This window comes from Flavobacterium caeni (assembly GCF_900101895.1).
GTDB classification, from domain to species: domain Bacteria; phylum Bacteroidota; class Bacteroidia; order Flavobacteriales; family Flavobacteriaceae; genus Flavobacterium; species Flavobacterium caeni.
The window spans coordinates 15,305-35,078 of the sequence record NZ_FMVF01000004.1 but is presented as its reverse complement, the minus strand read 5'-3'; the positions used below and the strand labels follow the sequence as shown (position 1 = coordinate 35,078).

At 51.9% G+C, this 19,774-nt stretch carries 18 protein-coding genes; 5 read left to right on the top strand and 13 right to left on the bottom strand.

All coding sequences use genetic code 11. The annotated features are described in order from the left end of the window. Window positions 1-68 precede the first annotated feature (68 nt). Window positions 69-2,999 carry a S8 family serine peptidase gene (locus BLP55_RS04220; RefSeq protein ID WP_091141091.1) on the top strand — a complete coding sequence of 977 codons (2,931 nt, stop codon included), beginning with the start codon at window positions 69-71 and terminating at the stop codon, window positions 2,997-2,999. A gap of 125 nt (window positions 3,000-3,124) precedes the next feature. On the opposite strand, the gene BLP55_RS04215 is transcribed toward BLP55_RS04220, so the two are convergent. Next, on the bottom strand, window positions 3,125-4,138 hold the full coding sequence (locus BLP55_RS04215) for a family 43 glycosylhydrolase (protein ID WP_244503413.1): 1,014 nt from the start codon (window positions 4,136-4,138) through the stop codon (window positions 3,125-3,127). A gap of 63 nt (window positions 4,139-4,201) precedes the next feature. Further along, window positions 4,202-4,915, bottom strand: coding sequence for a 3'-5' exonuclease (locus BLP55_RS04210; RefSeq protein WP_091141090.1), 714 nt, complete (start codon window positions 4,913-4,915; stop codon window positions 4,202-4,204). 103 nt (window positions 4,916-5,018) lie between these two features. Here BLP55_RS04210 and BLP55_RS04205 point away from each other — a divergent pair, with 103 nt between their 5' ends. Both BLP55_RS04205 and BLP55_RS04200 read left to right on the top strand, forming a co-directional pair. After that, window positions 5,019-5,450 (top strand): PaaI family thioesterase, encoded by a 432-nt coding sequence (locus BLP55_RS04205; protein ID WP_091141089.1) that lies wholly within the window; start codon window positions 5,019-5,021, stop codon window positions 5,448-5,450. 43 nt (window positions 5,451-5,493) lie between these two features. Continuing rightward, a complete protein-coding gene (locus tag BLP55_RS04200) occupies window positions 5,494-5,907 on the top strand; it encodes a DUF1801 domain-containing protein (protein ID WP_091141088.1) in 414 nt (137 codons plus the stop codon). Between the two features lie 68 nt (window positions 5,908-5,975). Here BLP55_RS04200 and katG read toward each other — a convergent pair whose 3' ends face one another. From katG to hemA, 11 genes are all read right to left on the bottom strand, one after another. Then, a complete protein-coding gene (gene katG / locus BLP55_RS04195) occupies window positions 5,976-8,225 on the bottom strand; it encodes a catalase/peroxidase HPI (protein ID WP_091141087.1) in 2,250 nt (749 codons plus the stop codon). Between the two features lie 123 nt (window positions 8,226-8,348). Then, on the bottom strand, window positions 8,349-9,500 hold the full coding sequence (locus BLP55_RS04190; RefSeq protein ID WP_091141086.1) for a serine hydrolase domain-containing protein: 1,152 nt from the start codon (window positions 9,498-9,500) through the stop codon (window positions 8,349-8,351). 39 nt (window positions 9,501-9,539) lie between these two features. Then, complete coding sequence (locus tag BLP55_RS04185) at window positions 9,540-10,013, bottom strand: methylated-DNA--[protein]-cysteine S-methyltransferase (RefSeq protein WP_091141085.1); 474 nt, start codon at window positions 10,011-10,013, stop codon at window positions 9,540-9,542. 28 nt (window positions 10,014-10,041) lie between these two features. Continuing rightward, the gene (locus BLP55_RS04180; protein ID WP_091141084.1) at window positions 10,042-10,431 is read right to left on the bottom strand and encodes a c-type cytochrome; all 390 of its coding nucleotides are present in this window, start codon (window positions 10,429-10,431) and stop codon (window positions 10,042-10,044) included. A 115-nt stretch (window positions 10,432-10,546) separates the two neighbouring features. Next, window positions 10,547-11,539 carry a porphobilinogen synthase gene (gene hemB / locus BLP55_RS04175; RefSeq protein ID WP_091141083.1) on the bottom strand — a complete coding sequence of 331 codons (993 nt, stop codon included), beginning with the start codon at window positions 11,537-11,539 and terminating at the stop codon, window positions 10,547-10,549. A gap of 26 nt (window positions 11,540-11,565) precedes the next feature. After that, window positions 11,566-12,507, bottom strand: a complete 942-nt coding sequence (locus BLP55_RS04170) for a DUF4421 family protein (RefSeq protein WP_091141082.1) — start codon at window positions 12,505-12,507, stop codon at window positions 11,566-11,568. Further along, the gene (hemF, locus tag BLP55_RS04165) at window positions 12,498-13,400 is read right to left on the bottom strand and encodes an oxygen-dependent coproporphyrinogen oxidase (protein ID WP_091141081.1); all 903 of its coding nucleotides are present in this window, start codon (window positions 13,398-13,400) and stop codon (window positions 12,498-12,500) included. Before hemF ends, BLP55_RS04170 begins: the two co-directional genes overlap by 10 nt. Before the next feature lie 192 nt (window positions 13,401-13,592). Beyond that, window positions 13,593-14,615, bottom strand: a complete 1,023-nt coding sequence (gene hemE, locus BLP55_RS04160; RefSeq protein ID WP_091141080.1) for a uroporphyrinogen decarboxylase — start codon at window positions 14,613-14,615, stop codon at window positions 13,593-13,595. A gap of 78 nt (window positions 14,616-14,693) precedes the next feature. Further along, window positions 14,694-15,353 (bottom strand): uroporphyrinogen-III synthase, encoded by a 660-nt coding sequence (locus BLP55_RS04155; protein ID WP_091141079.1) that lies wholly within the window; start codon window positions 15,351-15,353, stop codon window positions 14,694-14,696. Continuing rightward, on the bottom strand, window positions 15,350-16,270 hold the full coding sequence (gene hemC, locus BLP55_RS04150) for a hydroxymethylbilane synthase (RefSeq protein WP_091141325.1): 921 nt from the start codon (window positions 16,268-16,270) through the stop codon (window positions 15,350-15,352). The genes BLP55_RS04155 and hemC overlap by 4 nt, the downstream gene beginning before the upstream one ends. Continuing rightward, entirely contained in the window at window positions 16,264-17,514 is a 1,251-nt protein-coding gene (hemA, locus tag BLP55_RS04145; protein ID WP_091141078.1) for a glutamyl-tRNA reductase, read from the bottom strand. Before hemA ends, hemC begins: the two co-directional genes overlap by 7 nt. 224 nt (window positions 17,515-17,738) lie before the next feature. On the opposite strand from hemA, the gene BLP55_RS04140 reads away from it, so the two are divergent. Both BLP55_RS04140 and hemH read left to right on the top strand, forming a co-directional pair. Beyond that, window positions 17,739-18,611: an AraC family transcriptional regulator gene (locus tag BLP55_RS04140; RefSeq protein ID WP_091141077.1), complete on the top strand. Its 873-nt coding sequence runs from the start codon at window positions 17,739-17,741 to the stop codon at window positions 18,609-18,611. Window positions 18,612-18,752: 141 nt separating this feature from the next. After that, a complete protein-coding gene (gene hemH, locus BLP55_RS04135; protein ID WP_091141076.1) occupies window positions 18,753-19,769 on the top strand; it encodes a ferrochelatase in 1,017 nt (338 codons plus the stop codon). The last annotated feature ends 5 nt before the right edge of the window (window positions 19,770-19,774 follow it).

Below are 19,774 nucleotides of genomic sequence, written 5' to 3'. Positions count from 1 at the left end.
ATTAAATAAGCGTGTGAACAACAATTGCTTATATTTGGAAAATTTTTAAAAAACCCAAACCTAATTTTGTGAAAAATACCACCGCTATTACCCTAAAAACCATCGGCTTTTTGTTGCTTCCGGCCCTGTTGTTTCAGGCCTTTGCACAGGATGCCAAACAAATCAAGCAAATCACCAAAAACTACGATTTGGTCGCACTGGCCAAACTGCAAAAAGAACTGGCGCTCGAGGCCAAGCTCCAAAAAGCCAAAGCCATCGAAGCCGCGCGTATCAACGGATGGCCGATTTTGCGCCCAAATGCCAACGGCGAATTCGACGAATTGATGGCAGTGACCGACGACGGCAAACCAATTTACTATGTGCTGGACAACGTCAACGCGGCCAAGTCGACGCGCGCCAACCACTTGCATACGGGCGGGACGCTCGGGCTCAACCTCAACGGCCAAGGCATGTTTTCGGGGGTTTGGGACGGCGGCACGACGCGTATTTCACACCAGGAATTCGGCGGACGCGCCACGGTAAATGACGTCGCTGGTACCTTAAGCGCCCACGCCACCCACGTCAGCGGGACCGTTGCGGCCTCGGGCGTACAGGCCAACGCCAAAGGAATGGCGCCACAATCGACCCTACACACCTACGACTGGAACAGCGACACGGCAGAAGTCACCGCCGAAGCGGCCAACGGACTTTTGTTATCGAACCACTCTTACGGCGTTCCGGTAGAAAGCGCCCCGGGCAGCTGGTTCATGGGGGCTTATTCTGGCGCGGCGCGCATTGTCGATCAAATCGCCTACAACGCGCCGTATTATTTGATGGTGCTTTCGGCCGGTAACGACGGTAACGAGAACAACCCGTCGCCGATGACACCGGGTTATGACAAACTCACGGGAAACAAAACTGCAAAAAACAACTTGGTGGTCGCCAATTCGCAGGACGCCAACGTAGACGCGCAGGGCAATCTTTTGAGCGTGTCGATCAATTCGAGCAGCAGCGAAGGCCCTACCGATGACCGACGCATCAAACCCGATATCGCGGGCAACGGTTCGGGTTTGACCTCTTCGACCTCGAACAGCAATTCCTCTTATGGATCGATGAGCGGCACGTCTATGGCCTCTCCAAACGTCATGGGGACATTGATTCTCGTACAACAACATTACAACAACGTCAACAACCGTTTCATGAAATCGGCCACGCTCAAGGGATTGGCATGCCATACCGCCGACGACCGCGGCAAGGTAGGACCGGATCCGGTTTGGGGATGGGGATTGCTCAACGCCAAAAAAGCAGCGCAAACCATCAGCCAAAACGGACTACAGTCCTGGATTTCAGAAGAAACGTTGCAACAAGACCAAACCTTTAGCTTTACCGCGGTTTCCGACGGTACGACGCCTTTGCTGGCTTCGATTTGTTGGACCGATGTGCCGGGTACGGCCAACAACGGTACGCTCAACAGCACCACGCCGGCGTTGGTGAACGACCTCGACATCCGCGTGACCAAGGACGGCAGCACTTTCTATCCGTGGAAATTGCTGAGTGATGCGAATCAGGCGGCCATCGCTACCGAAGACAATTCGGTCGATAACGTCGAGCGCATCAACATCAACACGCCAGAGGCCGGAGCCTATACCATTACCGTGACACACAAAGGCACGCTCGTAAACGGCCCGCAGGATTTTGCGTTTGTCGTGACGGGACTTTCTTCGGCTTTTAGCATGACGTCTTTGTCCGATGAGCAAACCGCTTGTTTGGACGGATCGGCAAACTTTGACTTTGCATTCACCAACGCCGGCGCGACCGCCACGACATTCACCGCGAATGGCTTGCCCAACGGTGCATCGGTATCGTTCTCGCCTGCCACGATGAACGCGTCGGGCAATTTTACGATGACGGTTTCGAATTTGCAAAATGCCGTACCGGGCATTTATCCGGTTTCTGTCATTGGCAACAACGGCAGCGAAACAGAGACGCGCACCGTGATCCTCAAGGTGTCGAGCACCGATTTTGCAGACGTTGTGGCGCTCGCTCCGGGCAACGGCCAAGTAGGCGTAGCGACCAGTTTGGATTTGACCTGGAACGCGATCGACAATGCCGACACCTACCACGTTCAGGTAGCTACCGACGCGGCATTCAACGATATCGTCTCGGACGGAACCACCGACACGGCCAGCTACACCGTATCGGGTCTTGACGAGGCCACCTATTACTATTGGCGTGTGTACCCCGTGAACAGCTGCGGCGAAGGAACCGTAGCCACGGCGCAAAACTTCCAGACGGGTGAACTTGTTTGCAACAACAGTTTTGAACCTATGGATTACAACAATGCGACCATCAGCGACCAGTTCAGCAGCATCGCGGTTTTACAGTTTCCGGTTACCGGCGACATGACCGTAGGCGACATCAATGTAGAGCTCGACATCACGCATACCTATATCGGCGATTTGACGGTGACACTTGAAGGGACGTTTGAAACGGGCTTCCCGCGTGTGATCCTTTTGCAAGAACCTTGCGGCGACAGCCAAGGCATTGATTGTACGGTGGATGACGCGGGCGTAGCGGTTTCGTGTACGAATCAAGTTCCGGCGCTTACCGGAAGTGTTCGTACGTTCGAACAATTGAGTTTCTTTAACAATAAACCGGCCAACGGCGTGTGGACGATTTATGTGAGTGATCCGCATCCGGGTGACGGCGGTGTTGTTAATTTTGCTAAGATCAACTTTTGTACGGTGCAACCGGCCTTGGGTGTAAAAGAAAACAACGCCATCGATTTTGGCGTGTTCCCGAACCCGACAACAGGCGTGGTCAACGTCAAGCGCAACGGGCATTTGTCGGGCGAAACAAACCTGACGTTGTTTGATTTGCAGGGCCGACAAATCCTCGAGAAATCAAACATCGCCCAGTCGGAAACACTGCACTTGGACCATTTACAAAACGGCGTGTATTTGTTGTCGATCGAAAACGGCAAACACAAAACGACCAAAAAAGTCGTACTGAACAGGTAACGCAAACGAACCACAAGCCCGCGTCAGCGGTTGAGGCAAGCACCGCGTGCAGCCGAAGACGCGACCCGCAGGGTGACGCCCAAAAAACAAAAGCCGGAAACATTAAAATTTGTTTCCGGCTTTTTTTATCGTTTGAGGATCGGCCAACCCTGTGCGTCCCACTCGAGTTCCCACACGACGAGCTTGGAATCGCCGTCATCGGGGATTGAATAAGCGTGCGCGACAAACAAATCCTTGCCGTCTATGCGGTACACCGAATTGTGCCCGAGCGCCGCGTACTGCTTGCCATCGCCGATCGCAAAATCGGTCCCGTTGCCATCGATCATGTCGTAGCCGGCTTTGTCCAAATAGGGCCCGGTGATGCTTTTCGAGCGCCCGACCACCACATGGTAGTTGCTGTTGATGCCACGGCAGCACATGTCGAACGAGGCGAACAGATAATAATAATCGCCGTGTTTGTAGACAAATGCGCCTTCGATTTGGCTGTCTTCGAGTCCGTAATTGTAAGGTTTTTGTTGGCTCGGACGACGTGCAATGGTGTGCCATTCTTCGGGCCATTTGAGCTGCATCAAATCGGGCGTGAGCTTGACCGCCTTGATGCCGTCCCAGAACGAACCGAAAATGAGCCAGGCCGTGCCGTTGTCGATGAAAACCGTACCGTCGATGGCCTGCCAGGTGTCGCGCCCGAGAATGGACTGGATGATTTTGCCGTGGTCGGTCCATTTGAAACGTGGGTCTTTGGGGTCGAGCGTGGGCGTGGTCGCGTGGCCGATGGCGGCGTTGGGTTTGCCTGGCGTGGCGTTGCACGCGTAGAACAGATGGAATTGGCCTTGGTGGAAAATGATGTCGGGCGCCCAGATGTCGCCGTCGAATCCGGGCAGCGCCGTTTTGGTCCATTCGGGCACTTTGTCGAATACGGGCTTGCCTTCGGTCCAGGTCTTGAGGTCTTTCGAATACAGCTTGCTGATGCCCTTTCCGGTCCCGAACACATAGTACACGCCTTTCTCCTTGATCATCACGGGATCGTGCACATGCGGATTTTTGGGATTGAACACCAAGGGCGGCTTAACGACGGGTAAAGGTTCTTGCGCCATCAGCGATTGGACGGCCAAACAGACAAGCAAAAAATAGCTACGCATGATTTTAAGTGTAAAAATTACGCTTAAAAATAGCGATTTTTTTCGAATGTGGATTTTTTGAGGCTAAATATGTAGAATTTCATCATCGTCGAGCAAGTCTTCGCGCCGCAAACGCAGAAAAACCTGCGCGGTGGCCACCACGTCTTTTTCGCAATAGGTCACGATGCGGTCGATGTCTTTTTCGACGTAGTACACATGCCCTACCTGGCTGCCGTCGATGTCGCCTTTTGAAGACGGAATGCCCAAGATCTTGGTCAAAAGCTTGAGCGACGTAAAGTGTTTGTAATCGCCAAACTTCCACAATTCAAGCGTGTCGAGGTGCGGAATCTCCCACGGTTTCTTGCCAAAAAGGTTGAGCTTGTCGGGAATCGGGATCTGGTGGATGATCATGCGTCGCGCAATAAACGGGATGTCGAACTCCTTGGCGTTGTGCCCGCACAGCAAATGTTGCGGCCCGCTGAAATGGTTGGATAAAAGGTTGCTGAAATCTTTCAAAATCTGCACTTCGTCGCCAAAAAAAGACGTCACGCGAAAATGCCTGATGTCGCCCTTGAGCGTAAAATAACCGACGGACATGCATACGATCTTGCCAAATTCGGCCCAAATGCCCGCGCGTTCGTAAAAGCCTTCGGGGGTAAATTCGTCGCGGCGCTGGTATTGGGTCTTTTGTTCCCAAAGTGACTTGAATTCGTCGTCCAGGTTTTGGTAGTGCTCCTCTTCCGGCACGGTTTCGATGTCTAGGAACAGGATGTTGGCGAGTGGGATTTTTTGGATCATGGCGTTGATTTTGACGATAAATGTAAGGAAGATTCCAAATGGTCTTCTACAGAAAAAGTGTAACCATTGCATAAAATCGTATTTTTAACATACAAAAAAAGCTATGGAACACTATCAAAAACTCCAGCGCATGTACCTTTCGGCGCCCGTCAACACCGAGATCTACCGCGGCATCGCCATCGACATCGCGCAAGGAAAGGCCGAGTTGACCTTACCGATCACGCCGCAATATTTTCACGCGGCAGGCGCTGCGCACGGCTCGGTGTATTTCAAATTGCTCGACGACGCGGCGTTCTTTGCCGTGAATTCGGTGGTGACCGATGTGTTCGTGTACACGGTCTCGTTCAACACACAACTGTTGCGACCCATAACCGGTGGAATCGTTCGCGCCGTAGGAGAACTGCAGTTCCAATCGGCCAATTTGTTCATCGCCGATGCGGTGTTGTACGACGCCAAGAACCGAATCGTTGGACGTGGCAGCGGCAGCTTCATGAAAAGCAAAATGGCGCTGGACGCCAAAATTGGATACCAATAGAAGGTCAAGAACCTATGTTCTGATTGAATCTAAATCATACGATATGGGAAAACCAGCCATCATCAAAACCCAACAAACCAACCAAAGCGTCGATGCATTCCTCGACGCCCTACCCGACGCACAGCAACGCCAGGACAGCCGCACCATCGTTCAAATCATGGCCAACGCCACGGGCGAACCGCCGCGACTTTGGGGAACGGCGATGATCGGATTCGGGTTGTTGCGTTACCAAAGCCCCAAAACGGGTCGCGAAGTCGACTGGTTTAAAATCGGGTTTTCGCCGCGCAAGGCCAATTTGTCGATCCATTTGGCCGACAGCGTCGAAAGCCATGCGGCGCAACTCGCGCAACTCGGCAAACACAAAACGGGCAAGGGCTGTTTGTACATCAACCAATTGGCCGACGTCGACTTGGCGGTGCTCACTGAAATCATCGCGGCGGCGGCACAAAAAAAGTAATGACCCGCAACCCCAAACATAAAAAAAAGACGCCCGAAAGCGCCTTTTATCCATAAAATAAAGTAATCTTATTTCAAGTCGAAACGGTCCGCATCCATGACCTTGGCCCAGGCCTTGACAAAATCGCGGACAAACTTGTCCTTCGAGTCAGATTGGGCGTAGATCTCGGCCACCGCGCGCAGTTCGGAATTCGAGCCAAACACCAGATCGGCACGCGTGGCCGTCCATTTGACAAGTCCGGTTTTGCGGTCACGGCCTTCGTACAGTTCCTTGTCGGCCGTACGTGCCTTCCACTGCGTACCCATGTCGAGCAGGTTGACAAAAAAGTCGTTGGTGAGTTGACCCGGTCGTTGGGTGAACACACCGTGCTTAGAGCCGTCGTAGTTGGTGTCGAGCGCGCGCAATCCGCCTACAAGCACCGTCAGTTCGGGTGCCGTGAGCCCCAGCAAATGCGCCTTGTCGATGAGCAGACTTTCGGTCGATGCCGGAAATTTGGCGCTGCGGTAGTTGCGGAAACCGTCGGCCGCGGGCCTCATGTAGTTGAACGATTCGACGTCGGTTTGCGCCTGCGAGGCATCGCCACGACCTGCATTAAATGGAACGCTGATGTTGTGTCCGGCGGCAGCGGCGGCTTTCTCGACGCCCGCATTTCCGGCCAGTACAATCAGGTCGGCAATCGAAACGTTTTTGCCGCTTGCGTTGAAATCGGCTTGGATCGACTCGAGTTTGCCCAATACTTTTTGCAATTGCGCAGGGTTGTTGACTTCCCAATTCTTCTGCGGTTCCAATCTTACGCGCGCGCCATTGGCGCCACCGCGTTTGTCGGTGTTCCGATACGATGAAGCCGATGCCCAAGCGGTCGAGACCAATTCAGAAACGGTCAATCCCGAAGCCAGGATTTTCGCCTTGAGCGAATCGGCGTCGGCTGGGCTAAGGGTAGCGCCGTTTGATTTTGGGATCGGATCTTGCCAAATCAATTCTTCCTGTGGCACTTCTGGACCCAAGTAGCGGTCGCGCGGCCCCATGTCGCGGTGCGTGAGTTTGAACCAGGCACGCGCGAACGCATCGGCGAACGCATCGGGATCGTTGAGGAATTTGCGCGAGATTTTCTCATACGCCGGATCGATGCGCAACGACAAATCGGTGGTGAGCATCATCGGCAATTTATTGGGCCCGCCAAACGCATCGGGAATGATGGCCTCGGCATTCTTGGCGACCCATTGGTGTGCACCGGCCGGGCTCTTGGTGAGTTCGTATTCGTAGTTGAACAGGTTCTCGAAAAAGTTGTTGCTCCATTTGGTCGGGGTTTTGGTCCAGGTGACTTCGAGCCCGCTCGTGATGGTATCGGCACCGCTTCCCGAACCGAATTGGTTGTGCCAGCCAAAGCCTTGCGATTCGAGGTCTTCGGCTTCGGGTTCTTTCCCTACGTTGTCGGACGAAGCCGCGCCGTGCGTCTTACCAAAGGTGTGTCCGCCGGCAATGAGCGCGACGGTCTCTTCGTCGTCCATGGCCATACGACCGAATGTATCGCGGATGTCCTTGGCTGCCAACAACGGGTCGGGATTGCCGTTCGGACCTTCGGGGTTGACGTAAATCAAGCCCATGTGCGCGGCCGCCAACGGCTGTTCGAGGTCTTGTGAATGCGTTTTGCCGTCGGCATTTTCATCGGACGAAACCACACCGCGCTCGGCCAGGCCTTCTTTGCCGCGTCCGTAGCGTTCGTCATTGCCGAGCCAGGTGCTCTCGGCACCCCAGTATACCGATTCATCGGCTTCCCATACATCGGCACGTCCGCCCGCGAAACCAAAGGTCTTGAAACCCATCGACTCGAGCGCCACGTTACCGGCGAGTATCATCAAATCGGCCCACGAAATCTTGTTGCCATATTTTTGTTTGATGGGCCACATCAACCGGCGCGCTTTGTCGAGGCTGACGTTGTCTGGCCAGGAATTGAGCGGGGCGAATCGTTGCAAGCCCGCGCCACCGCCGCCACGTCCGTCAAACACGCGATAGGTTCCGGCGCTGTGCCAGGCCATGCGGATAAAAAGTCCGCCGTAGTGGCCAAAATCGGCGGGCCACCAATCCTGCGAGTCGGTCATGAGCGCATGCAGGTCTTTTTTAAGCCCTTCGTAGTCGAGGCTGCTGAACGCCTTGGCGTAATCGAAATCGGCATCCATCGGATCGGATGCCGGTGCGTTTTGACGAAGGATGTTCAGGTTGAGTTGGTTAGGCCACCAATCGGTGTTCTTTGTGCCGCCGCCGCCCACCGAGTGTGGGTTGTGGAACGGACATTTGGAGAGGTCGTTTCCGTGTTCCATAAGATTCGTTTTATAGTTGTTTTGCACCATAAAGTTAGGGGTTTGTTTGGATAATCCCAATCTTATGATTTGATACATCGATAGTTTACGTCGATAGTTTTAAACAAAACACATTTAAAAATCCTATCGGCTATGCAGCATCTTGAGTGTTTCGCTGACCCAAACGTCAAAGTCCTGGCTTTCTGGTTTGCCCACATCGCTGCGGATCATGCGGTGTCCTAAGCGTACGATGATGACATTGTCTTCGGGGATCACGATGGTGTATTGGCCGAGGTGGCCGCGCATGTAGAAAATTTGTTTCCCTTCGCGTTCGGCCAGCCACCAACCGTAACCATATTGTGGCGAATCGGCAAACCGCGGCACGATTGACTTGGCGACAAAGGCGCTGTCCAACAATTGCGTCCCGTTCCATTTGCCGTGTTGTAAAAACAATTTCCCGAACCGCGCAAAATCGCGTGCATTCGACGCGATGCAACAATAGGCCTTGACCATACCGCCCGGATGATCGGTTTGCCAGAGCGCGTTGTTTTCGGCACCGAGCGGTTGCCAGAAATTCTCGGATACGTATTTGGACAATTCCATCCTGGTTGCTTTTTGGATGCACATGGCCAACAACTGCGTATTTCCGCTCAGGTATTTGTAGCTTTTGCCGCTTGGTTCGACACTTTTCATGCTGAGCGCGACGGCATCGAGGTCTTCGTCAAAATAGGCGCGCGTGGTGATCGAAAACGGGCTGTAGTAACTTTCGTCCCAATCGAGTCCCGAGGCCATCGACGCCAAATCGCCTACGGTGAGCCCGTCCTTGGCATGGGCATATTGCGGATAAAAATCAGAAACCGGTTGATCGAGACTGCGGATATGGCCTTGCTGGATGGCCTTGCCGAGCGCCGCGCAAACGATGCTTTTGGCCATCGAAAACGAATTGGATTGCGAATCCTTGGTGTAGCCATCGAAATAACTTTCGTTCCAGATGCTGTCGTTCTTAATGACCACGAAGGCGACGGTCTGCATCTTTTGGTGCCACTCGTCGAGCAACGGTGTAGCGGCTACTTTGTTGTAGTCGGTTGCGATCGCCCACGGTTGCGGATTCGTACTTTTGGGCAACTTGCGGTTGTCAAAATAACGGTAGTCGTCGAGGAACGCGGTTTTGTGTCCGTTCATGTAAACGGTTCGCACGCCTTTGATCAGGTAATCGTAATCGAAAAGATACAGGGCCGCGACCAGCAAGCCGACAATGGCGAGCAAGCCGATCAGGATTTTCTTGAGGAATTTCATAAAACAGGGGTTGGTCTTACGAATATAGCGAAAATTTGCTTAGAAAAGGCTTTGTTGCGCCGAAGGATTTTCGTGCTCGAGCAACCATTTTTTGCGCCACAACCCGCCTGCATAGCCCGTGAGCGAACCGTCGGTGCCGATGATACGGTGGCAAGGCACAACAATCCAAAGCGGATTCTTCCCATTGGCCGAGGCGACCGCACGGATGGCTTTGACATCGCCGAGCTTTTTGGTGATGTCCATGTACGAAACGGTCTTTCCGAACGGAACGTTCAACAATTCCTGCCAGACTTTTTGTTGGAATTCGGTGCCTTGCGGGTTGCACTTGAAATCGAATGTGGTGCGTTTGCCGTCGAAATATTCTTGGAGTTGCTTTACCGCGGGTTGAAGCGTTTTGGGGATTTTTTGGGTGACCTCATGGTCGCCGTCGCGTATGGAAATCGCCGCAATGCCGTTGTCGTCGCCTGTAATACTTGCGGTGCCGAGCGGGGTTTGGAGGTAGGCGGTTTGCATGGTTAAAGATAGCGATTTGTGGTGTTTGTCATTTCAAATGTGAATAAATATATGCCTCCAATGCTTTCAATTCTTCATCCGACATCTTTTTTGTAATCGCAAAATTCGTCTGCATGACGGAAAACTGATCGGGATCGACGAGGGGCTTTTCATTGCCTTTGAGGAACGACACCATGTCGCCGTTTTGGTCCTTGTAGATCCGGGCGATTTGTTCGATGCTTGGCCCGATGATTTTCTGGTCGGGTTGGTGGCACGCGAAACAATTGCCTGTGGATTCGAACAATTCTTTGCCGAATTCCTCGGGTGATTTTTTTTCGGTTGACGCCGATTCGGGGTACAAGACGTCTTTTTTTTCGTCCTTGGCGGCACACGACCAAAGCAAAACGGCGGTCGATAAAGTGAAGAGGGTTTGTTTCATGGCCGATGTCCTAGCCCGGATGGCAGCGGCATCCTTTTTTGTCGCCGCCTTTGCGGCAAAAAAGATACAGCGGACAGCCGGAATAGCTTCATAAAATTATACGTATTACAATTGATTACTTGTTGAGCAACGCTGCAGCTTCTTTAGCAAAATAAGTCGAAATGATGCTCGCGCCCGCACGCTTGATGCAATACAGTTGCTCGATCATGATTTTGTCGTGGTCGAGCCAACCGCGCTCGGCGGCCGCCTTGATCATCGCATACTCGCCCGAAACGTGGTATACCGACACCGGCACGTTGACCGCATTCTTGACCTCGCGCACGATGTCGAGATAGGCGATGCCGGGCTTGACCATGACGATGTCGGCGCCTTCTTCGACGTCGTGCAACGCTTCCTTGATCGCCTCGATGCGGTTCGCATAGTCCATCTGGTAGGTTTTTTTGTCCTTTGGGATTTCCTGCGCATCGACGGGCGCCGAATCGAGTGCTTCTCGGAACGGCCCGTAAAACGCCGATGCATACTTGGCCGAATAACTCATGATGCCCACGTTGTGGTGCCCATTTTGCTCCAAAGCCTTGCGTATGGCCAGCACACGGCCATCCATCATGTCAGATGGCGCGACGAAATCGGCACCGGCCTCGGCATGCGAAAGACTCATTCTGGTGAGCGCATCGACCGTCGCATCGTTGACGACGTAACCTTTCTCGATGATGCCGTCGTGGCCGTAAATCGAATAGGGGTCGAGCGCGACATCGGGCATGACGATCATTTCGGGCACGGCATCTTTGATGGCTTTGATGGTTTGTTGCATGAGCCCGTCTTTGTTCCAGGCTTCTTTTCCTGTATTGTCTTTGAGATTTTCGGAAACTTTGACGTAGAGGTTCACTGCACGGATGCCCAAATCCCAGGCCTCCTTGACTTCGGCGACCGTGTGGTTGAGCGAGTGGCGGTAAATGCCCGGCATGGACGCGATGGGAATTTTAACGTCTTTGCCTTCGGCAACAAACATGGGCAACATGAAATCCTGTGGCGAAAGCGACGTTTCGCGTACGAGCGATCGGATCGATTCGTTGGTTCTGAGTCTTCGGTCTCTTTGGAGTGGGAACATTTCTGTTTAATTATATAGTTATTGGTTTATAAGCCGATAAGGCCTTTGACTTTGCTTTTCTGTCTTTCTAAAAACGGCGGTGCGTTAAACCGATAACCGACGAAACCCGTAAAATAACCCACGCCGTTGCCCACTTCTACGGCCGATTCAGCCTCATGTGCAGTATAATGCGCACGCACCTGTAGCCCGCCGAACCAGCGTTCGCCGTTGTAGCCCGGTGCGATCATGAGGTTGGCTTTGGACAACAGCGCCGAGTAGTTGGCATCGGTGTCGTCGGTCCAATTGACGCCCAACCCAAGGCCGATGCCCGAAGCAAGTAAAAAACGTTTGGCGATGACCCAATTGTAAAAGTAATTGGCCTCGAGTGCCACGTCGATGAATACCGTCCTGGCACCCAGATCGGGTTCTTTGCGACCGTCTAGCGCGGTGTAATAGTACGAAATGCCCGGCACAAAACTACCTTGGCTTCGCAACTGTCGTGCGTTTTGCAGCGTCACGGCGCGGAAAGAAAAATTGCGGTTGAATACAAACGAAGTACTACCGCCAATTTTGAGCGATTTGAGTTGCGGCATGTATCGCGTGAAACCCAATGACTCGCTTTCGAGCGACATCCCGCGCTGGTAATACACTTCGGCCCATTGCATAAAACGGCCCGGATAGAGCGTTGTCGAAAAAGACAACATCTTCGACTTTTCGTTGTCGCGGTTCTCGCCAAAAAAGGACGGCGCAAAACCGATGCTGAACGACGCGATATCGTATTGCACACCAACGTTGAGCGTGGTTTTATGGTTCGGGATGATGTCGATTTCAAGACCTTCGTCGAGATAGTTGATCGAAAAATCGTTGGTCACATTGAGCGCAAAAAGATGGACCGACAGCTTGTCGTTGATCGTACGCACATAGGTTGTGTCCTGTGCGAAGACGACACCTGAAAAAAGGGTTGATATGACGGCGAGCCTTAAACCCATTCGCGCGGTTTTTCGAGTGTTTGGATCAGTCTTGCTTCTTCGGAATTTGGCTCGGGATGATGGTCGTACACCCACTGTACATGCGGCGGCAAACTCATCAAAATGCTCTCGATGCGGCCGTTGGTCTTGAGCCCGAACAACGTGCCTTTGTCGTGCACGAGGTTGAACTCGACATAGCGACCGCGGCGTATTTCCTGCCAGTTGCGGTGCGCGTCGGTATACGGAAGATTTTTTCGTTTGTCCAAAATCGGGACATAGGCCGATACAAAACTGTTGCCCACTTCGGTCACGAAATCGTACCATTGTTGCATCGACATCGCATCGGATTTTTTGCAGTAATCGAAAAACAACCCGCCGATGCCACGCGCTTCATTGCGGTGCGCGTTCCAAAAATACTGGTCGCATTGCTTTTTGTATTTCGGATAAAATTCGGGGTTGTGTTTGTCGCAAGCGGTTTTACAGGTTTGGTGGAAATGTTGCGCATCTTCTTCAAACAGATAATACGGCGTCAAATCCTGCCCGCCGCCAAACCATTGGTCGATGATGTTGCCTGCCGCATCGTACATTTCGAAATACCGCCAGTTCGCATGAACCGTGGGCGCCATCGGGTTTTTGGGGTGGATGACCAAAGACAATCCACACGCGAAAAAATCGGCTTCGCCTACATTGAACATTTGCTGCATCGAATCGGGCAATTTGCCGTGGACGGCCGAGATGTTGACGCCGCCTTTTTCGATGATCGATCCGTTTTCGATCACGCGCGTTCGTCCGCCGCCGCCTTCGGGACGTTGCCACAAATCTTCGCGAAACTTCGCTGTGCCATCGCTGGTTTCGAGCGCGGCGCAAATTTGATCTTGGAGGTTTTGGATGTAGGCGTAAAACTGGTCTTTCATAATCGAATGTCAAACGGATAGGTTTGCTGTTGGATTGGGGTAGATGCTGAACTTGTTTCAGCATCTATTGGTGCAAAGCGTTGGCTGGCGGAGATTTTGTCGTTTTCCCCATAGATGCTGAAACAAGTTCAGCATCTCAAAATCCGTCCATTCTGTTCACATTTCGCAGCCGAAACGCCCAATTATTAATTGTTAATTGCCATATTCTTTCACCGCATCGACAAACGCCTTCGCATGGTCGACCGGAATATTTGGCAAAATCCCATGCCCGAGGTTCACGATGTAACGGTCCTTGCCGAATTCATCGATCATCTGGTGCACCATTTTTTTGATCGTCGGAATCGGCGAAAGCAAACGCGACGGATCGAAATTGCCCTGCAACGTGATTTGCCCACCCGACAAATAACGTGCGTTCCTTGCCGAACACGTCCAATCGACGCCGAGTGCCGACGCCTTGGATTTACCCATTTCGTTGAGCGCAAACCAGCAGCCTTTTCCGAACACGATCACGTGTGTCATTGGCGCGAGCGCTTCAACAATTTGGTTGATGTATTTCCACGAAAACTCCTGGTAATCGACAGGCGAGAGCATGCCGCCCCAACTGTCAAATACCTGGACGGCATTGACGCCGGATTCGACTTTTTTCTTGAGATAAGCGATGGTCGTATCGGTGATTTTTTGGAGCAACACGTGTGCGGCTTCGGGGTATTGGAAACAAAATCCTTTGGCGGTGTCGAAACTTTTCGAACCCTTACCCTCGACGGCATAGCAGAAAATCGTCCACGGCGAGCCTGCAAAACCAATCAACGGTACCTCATCGTCGAGCATTTGTTTGGTCAATTTGATAGCGTCCATCACATAGCCGAGCGTTTCGTCGATGTCGGGAACGATGACTTTTTCGACGTCCTGTGGCGTACGGATCGGATTCGGCAAAAACGGCCCGACCGATTCCTTCATCAACACTTCGATACCCATCGCCTGCGGAACGACCAAGATGTCCGAGAACAAAATCGCAGCGTCCGGGGCGATGCGACGGATCGGTTGCACGGTAATTTCAGCCGCGAGTTCAGGCGTCTGGCAACGCGTAAAAAAGTCGTATTTGTCGCGTAGTTCACGGAATTCAGGCAAATAACGGCCGGCTTGGCGCATCATCCACACCGGAGGACGCTGTACGGTTTCGCCGCGCAGGGCTTTGAGGAAAAGGTCGTTTTTCATGAGTCTTAGAAGTCGTAAAGTTGTAAAGTCATAAAGTCGTAAAAGCGCCTGCCTTTATGACTTTAGGACTTTATGACCTTATGACGATTTATAATAATTAATCGTTTGGATAATCGTATTCTCGACCGACGGTTGGTTTGCAATTACGATACTGTCGGTTATTTTCTCCAATGCCGATGCGGTCGTGTTACCGATGCAAAAGCACATCTCATCCGTAAGGGTATTGACCGACAAAAAGCTCTGCACGCCCGATGGACTAAAGAACAAAACCGCATCGAACTTACCGATCTTTTGCGGCGTCGGCTCGGTTTCGTACACTTCAATTTCGTTGAGCTCGACATCCGATTCCATGAGTGCGAGCGGCAATTCGTTGCGGCGGATGTTGCCCGCGAAAAATGTAAACGTATCTGCCGCGTAATTCTTGATGATTACTTCGGCCAATTCCTTGGCGTTGTCGGCAATTTCCTGGACGGTGAATCCAAATTCATCGAGCAAATCGGCGGTTTGGTGCCCGACGCAGAATACCGGTTTGCGGCGTACGTCCTGCACTTCGGGATGTTCGGCCAAGGCGTTCACGGCATTCTGGCTCGTCAAAATCAAGTTGTCGGCCACGTCGTGAAGCTGAAACGGCAACGCCGTCGTGCGGATGAAATCGGCTTCGACCACCGAAAATCCGGCGTTGAGCAGGAATTGCTTTTGGTTGGGCTTCAATATTTTGGTCGACAGCACACGTGTCATTTTTTCAAATCTTTTCTAATCTGTTCCATGATTTCGTACCCGCCCGATTGTAATGCGTTTTCGGCGCATTGGCGTCCGAAATTTTCGTAATCTTCTACCGGTGTCGATTTTTCGATGTGGATTTTTTGCTGTCCATCGATCGAACACAACACGCCTTCAAATCGAATATCTTTCCCGACAATTTCGGCATAGGCCCCAATCGGCGCGGTACATCCGCCCTCGAGCGCCCGTAGGAATTCGCGTTCGATTTGTGTACAGATTTCGCTCTCGGTATGGTTCAATTTCGACACTGCGTCTATGCAAAATGCATCGTGTTCCATCGCCACGACCACCATCGCGCCCTGTGCCGGCGCGGGAATCATCCAATCGAGTGCAACGTGGTTTTCGGGGGTCAAATTGATACGTTCCAATCCGGCCTGTGCGAATATGGCGCCGTTCCAATCGTTGTCCTGCAACTTCTGCAAACGCGTATTGACGTTGCCGCGCAAATCGACGACGTTGTGGTGCGGATAGCGGTTGAGCCATTGCGCTTGACGACGCAAACTGCCCGTGGCTACGGTCGCGCTATGGTGTAAAAAAACGGTGTTGTCTTTAAAAACGAGGATGTCTTTTTCTGACGCGCGCTTTAAAACCGCGGCCTGGACAATGCCTTTGGGGAGCGCTGTGGGCACGTCTTTCATCGAATGGACGGCAATATCGATCTGGCCACCCAACATGGCAATGTCGAGCGTCTTGGTAAAAATACCCGTGATGCCCAGTTCGTACAACGGTTTGTCGAGGATGATGTCGCCTTGCGATTTGACGGCAACAATTTCGGTAGCGAACCCTAAGTCGTTGAGTTTTCTTTCGACGGTATGCGCTTGCCAAAGGGCGAGTTCGCTGTCGCGGGTCCCGATTCGGATGGTTTTGTTCATGATTTTGCGGGCTCGATCTGGAACACCTTTTCGATCCACTCGATACTTTCGTCTACCATGGTGTTGTCGTCTTTCAAATGGTTGGCGAAATGCGTCGTGATCTTTTGGATAATGCGCGCCGAGATGATTTCGGCTTGCTCTTCGTTAAAATCGGCAATTTTCTTGCTCTGGAAATCGAGCTCCGACTTTTTGATCGCGTTGAGTTTTTCCTTGAGCGCGTTGATCGTAGGCGCAAATTTGCGGGCCTTTGTCCAGATCAGGAATTCCGATTTGATTTCTTCGATGATCGCCTCGGCTGCAGGGATGTGCTTTTTGCGGTTCTCGAGCGTTTCGTCGGTCATTTGCGAGAGGTTGTCCATGTGGATCAGCGTCACGCCCGGAATCGTGGTGACGTTGTCGTTGACGTTTTTCGGGATCGATAAATCGAGGATCAACAAGGGTTTCTTGAGGTTCAGGATGGCCGCGTCTACCGTCGGATTTTGCGCACCCGTGGCCACGACGACAATATCGGCTTTTTGCAGTTCGAGTTGCAAATCTGAATAATCCTTGACAATCAGGTTGAGTTTGCTCGCCAATTTTTCGGCCTTGTCCTTGGTGCGGTTGATGAGCGTGATGTGCTCGTTCTTGGTATGTTTGACAAGGTTTTCGCACGTATTGCGCCCGATTTTTCCCGTGCCGAACAAAAGAATATTCTTGTTGCGGATGTCGTCTACATTCTTGATGATGTATTGTACCGATGCAAACGAAACCGATGTGGCGCCCGAGGAAATCTCGGTCTCGTTCTTGATTTTCTTGCTCGCTTGGATCACGGCATTGGTAAGCCGGTCCATAAAGGTGTTGATGAGCCCGAACGATTTGGCTTCGTTAAAACCCGCCTTGATCTGGCTGATGATTTCAAAGTCGCCGAGAATCTGGCTGTCGAGTCCCGTAGCCACGCGAAACAAATGGTTGATGGCGTCCTGCGCCTTGTAGACATAACCGATGCGTTGGAATTCCTCGGCCGTACCTTGGGTGTTGTCGCAAATCAACTTGATGAGCTGGAACGGGTGTTGCCCAAAACCGTAAATTTCGGTACGGTTACAGGTAGAGGTCACGATCAGGCTTTCGATGCCTTCGCGTTTGGCCTGTTCGAGCAACCTGGTTTTGGCCGCGGCGTCAAGGCTGAATTTCCCCCTCATTTCAGCATCGGCTTTTTTGTAGCTGAGACCAACTGCGTAAAAGTAATGCTTCAAGTTGTTTTGTGTCATACCCCAATTCTGAAAGTGCAACAAAATTATCGTGAACCCATCGATAAAAGTAACGCTGAAAGGACTTTTTATACCGCTTCAGGATTTTTCGTCCCAAAAACGGCCCTGCAACGTAATTTTTGATACTTTTGCAACAATACCAAGCCTTGCAGAAGTTCTTATGTAGAACTATTCTAAATAAAAACAAGGCCGTATTTGGAAAAATACCGATAAAAAATACCGCTATGGGTTCCGACGAAATCATCAAAATAGAAGACGACTTTTTCCTGTTGCGCTTTCAAAACGATGGCAGTGAGGTGTTTCGCGCCGAGCGTCCCATCAACCAGGGCCTGATCCAATTTCACTTTGGCATCAAGGGCCGCGCGAAGTTCATCTTCAACCAAGGCAATTACGCGCTCGACCTCAAGGAAGAAAAGGCGCTTTTGTTGTACAATCCGCAAAAAGAACTGCCGCTCAACCTCGAATTGGCGCCCAATTCATGGGTCATTTCGGTGGTGGTATCGATCAAAAAATTCCACGGGCTGTTCTCGACCGAGGCCGAACACATCCCGTTCTTGAGCAAGGAAAACCAAGAGCGCAAATACTATGACGAAACCGACATCAATCCGTCGATGTCCATCGTGCTCAGCCAGTTGTTTCATTACAACCTCAACCCGTCGATCAAAAACCTGTACTACAAAGGCAAGGCATACGAGCTGTTAAGCCTGTATTTTAACCGTAGCGAAGACCCCGATGCCGAGCAGTGCCCATTTTTGATCGACGAGGAAAACGTGCTCAAGATCCGCAAGGCCAAGGAGATTGTCATCGCCAACATGGCCGAACCGCCCGGATTGCAGGAGCTGGCCGACCAGGTGGGCCTGAACCTGAAGAAGCTCAAAATGGGTTTCAAGCAAATCTACGGCGACAGCGTCTACAGTTTCCTGTTCGATTACAAGATGGAGTATGCGCGCAAATTGCTTGAGGAAGGCAGCCACAACGTCAACGAAGTCGGGCTTAAGATCGGCTACAGCACGGCCAGCCATTTCATCTCGGCGTTCAAGAAAAAATTTGCGACGACGCCGAAGAAGTATTTGATGTCGATTAACGCGAACGTATAGTCATAAAGTCATAAGGTCGTAAAGTCATAAAGACTGAGACCGCGAACGACCAAGCCAAACCATTGAAAAACAAAGCCAATATTTAACCTAAAATACCGAAAGTTGCAGGTCTTTCGACTTTCGACTTTCGACATTCGACACATGAAAGGAGCCCTCTTAGTCAACCTCGGATCGCCCGAAAGTCCCGATCCAAAGGACGTCAAACCGTATCTCGACCAATTTTTAATGGACCGTTTCGTGATCGACGTGCCATTTTTACTGCGCGCATTGCTGGTTCGCGGCATCATTTTGCGCAAACGCCCCGAACGCTCGGCCGCGGCCTACAAAAAAATCTGGTGGGACGAAGGGTCGCCACTCATCGTACTCTCGAAACGCATGTTCGAAAAGGTCAAAAAACAGGTCGACATCCCCATGGAACTCGCCATGCGCTATGGCCAACCCACGATATTGTCGGGACTGCAAAAACTGCACGACCAAGGCGTGACCGAAGTGCTGTTGTTCCCGCTGTATCCGCAACACGCGATGGCCTCGACGGTTACCATCGAAGTGTTGGCCGAGGAATTGCGCGCCAAGCATTTCCCGAACATGAAATTCACCAAAGTGCCCGCGTTTTACAACAAACCCGATTACATCAAGAACCTCGCAGATTCCATAAAAAAGCAATTGGACACGTTCGACTACGACCATTTGTTGTTTTCGTACCACGGGATTCCAGAGCGGCACATCCGCAAGACCGATGTGACCAAATCGCATTGCAAGATCAACGGCAGCTGTTGCGTGACGCCGTCGCCCGCGCACCAGTTTTGTTACCGCCACCAGTGTTTCGAGACGACGCGTCAGGTGGTCGAGTTGCTCGGCATCCCCAAAGAAAAATACAGCGAGACCTTTCAATCGCGACTCGCGGGCGACAAATGGCTCGAGCCATATACCGATATCGAGATCAACAAAATGCCCGAAAAAGGCATCAAGAAACTGGTCGTCGTGACCCCGGCATTCGTGGCCGATTGTTTGGAAACGCTCGAAGAAATCGCCATGGAAGCCAACCACCAATTCAAAGAACACGGCGGCGAGGAATTCTTGGCCATACCATGCCTGAACGACAGCGACGATTGGTGCAAAACGGTGGCAGGCTGGATCAACGACTGGAATAAAAAATAAAAATA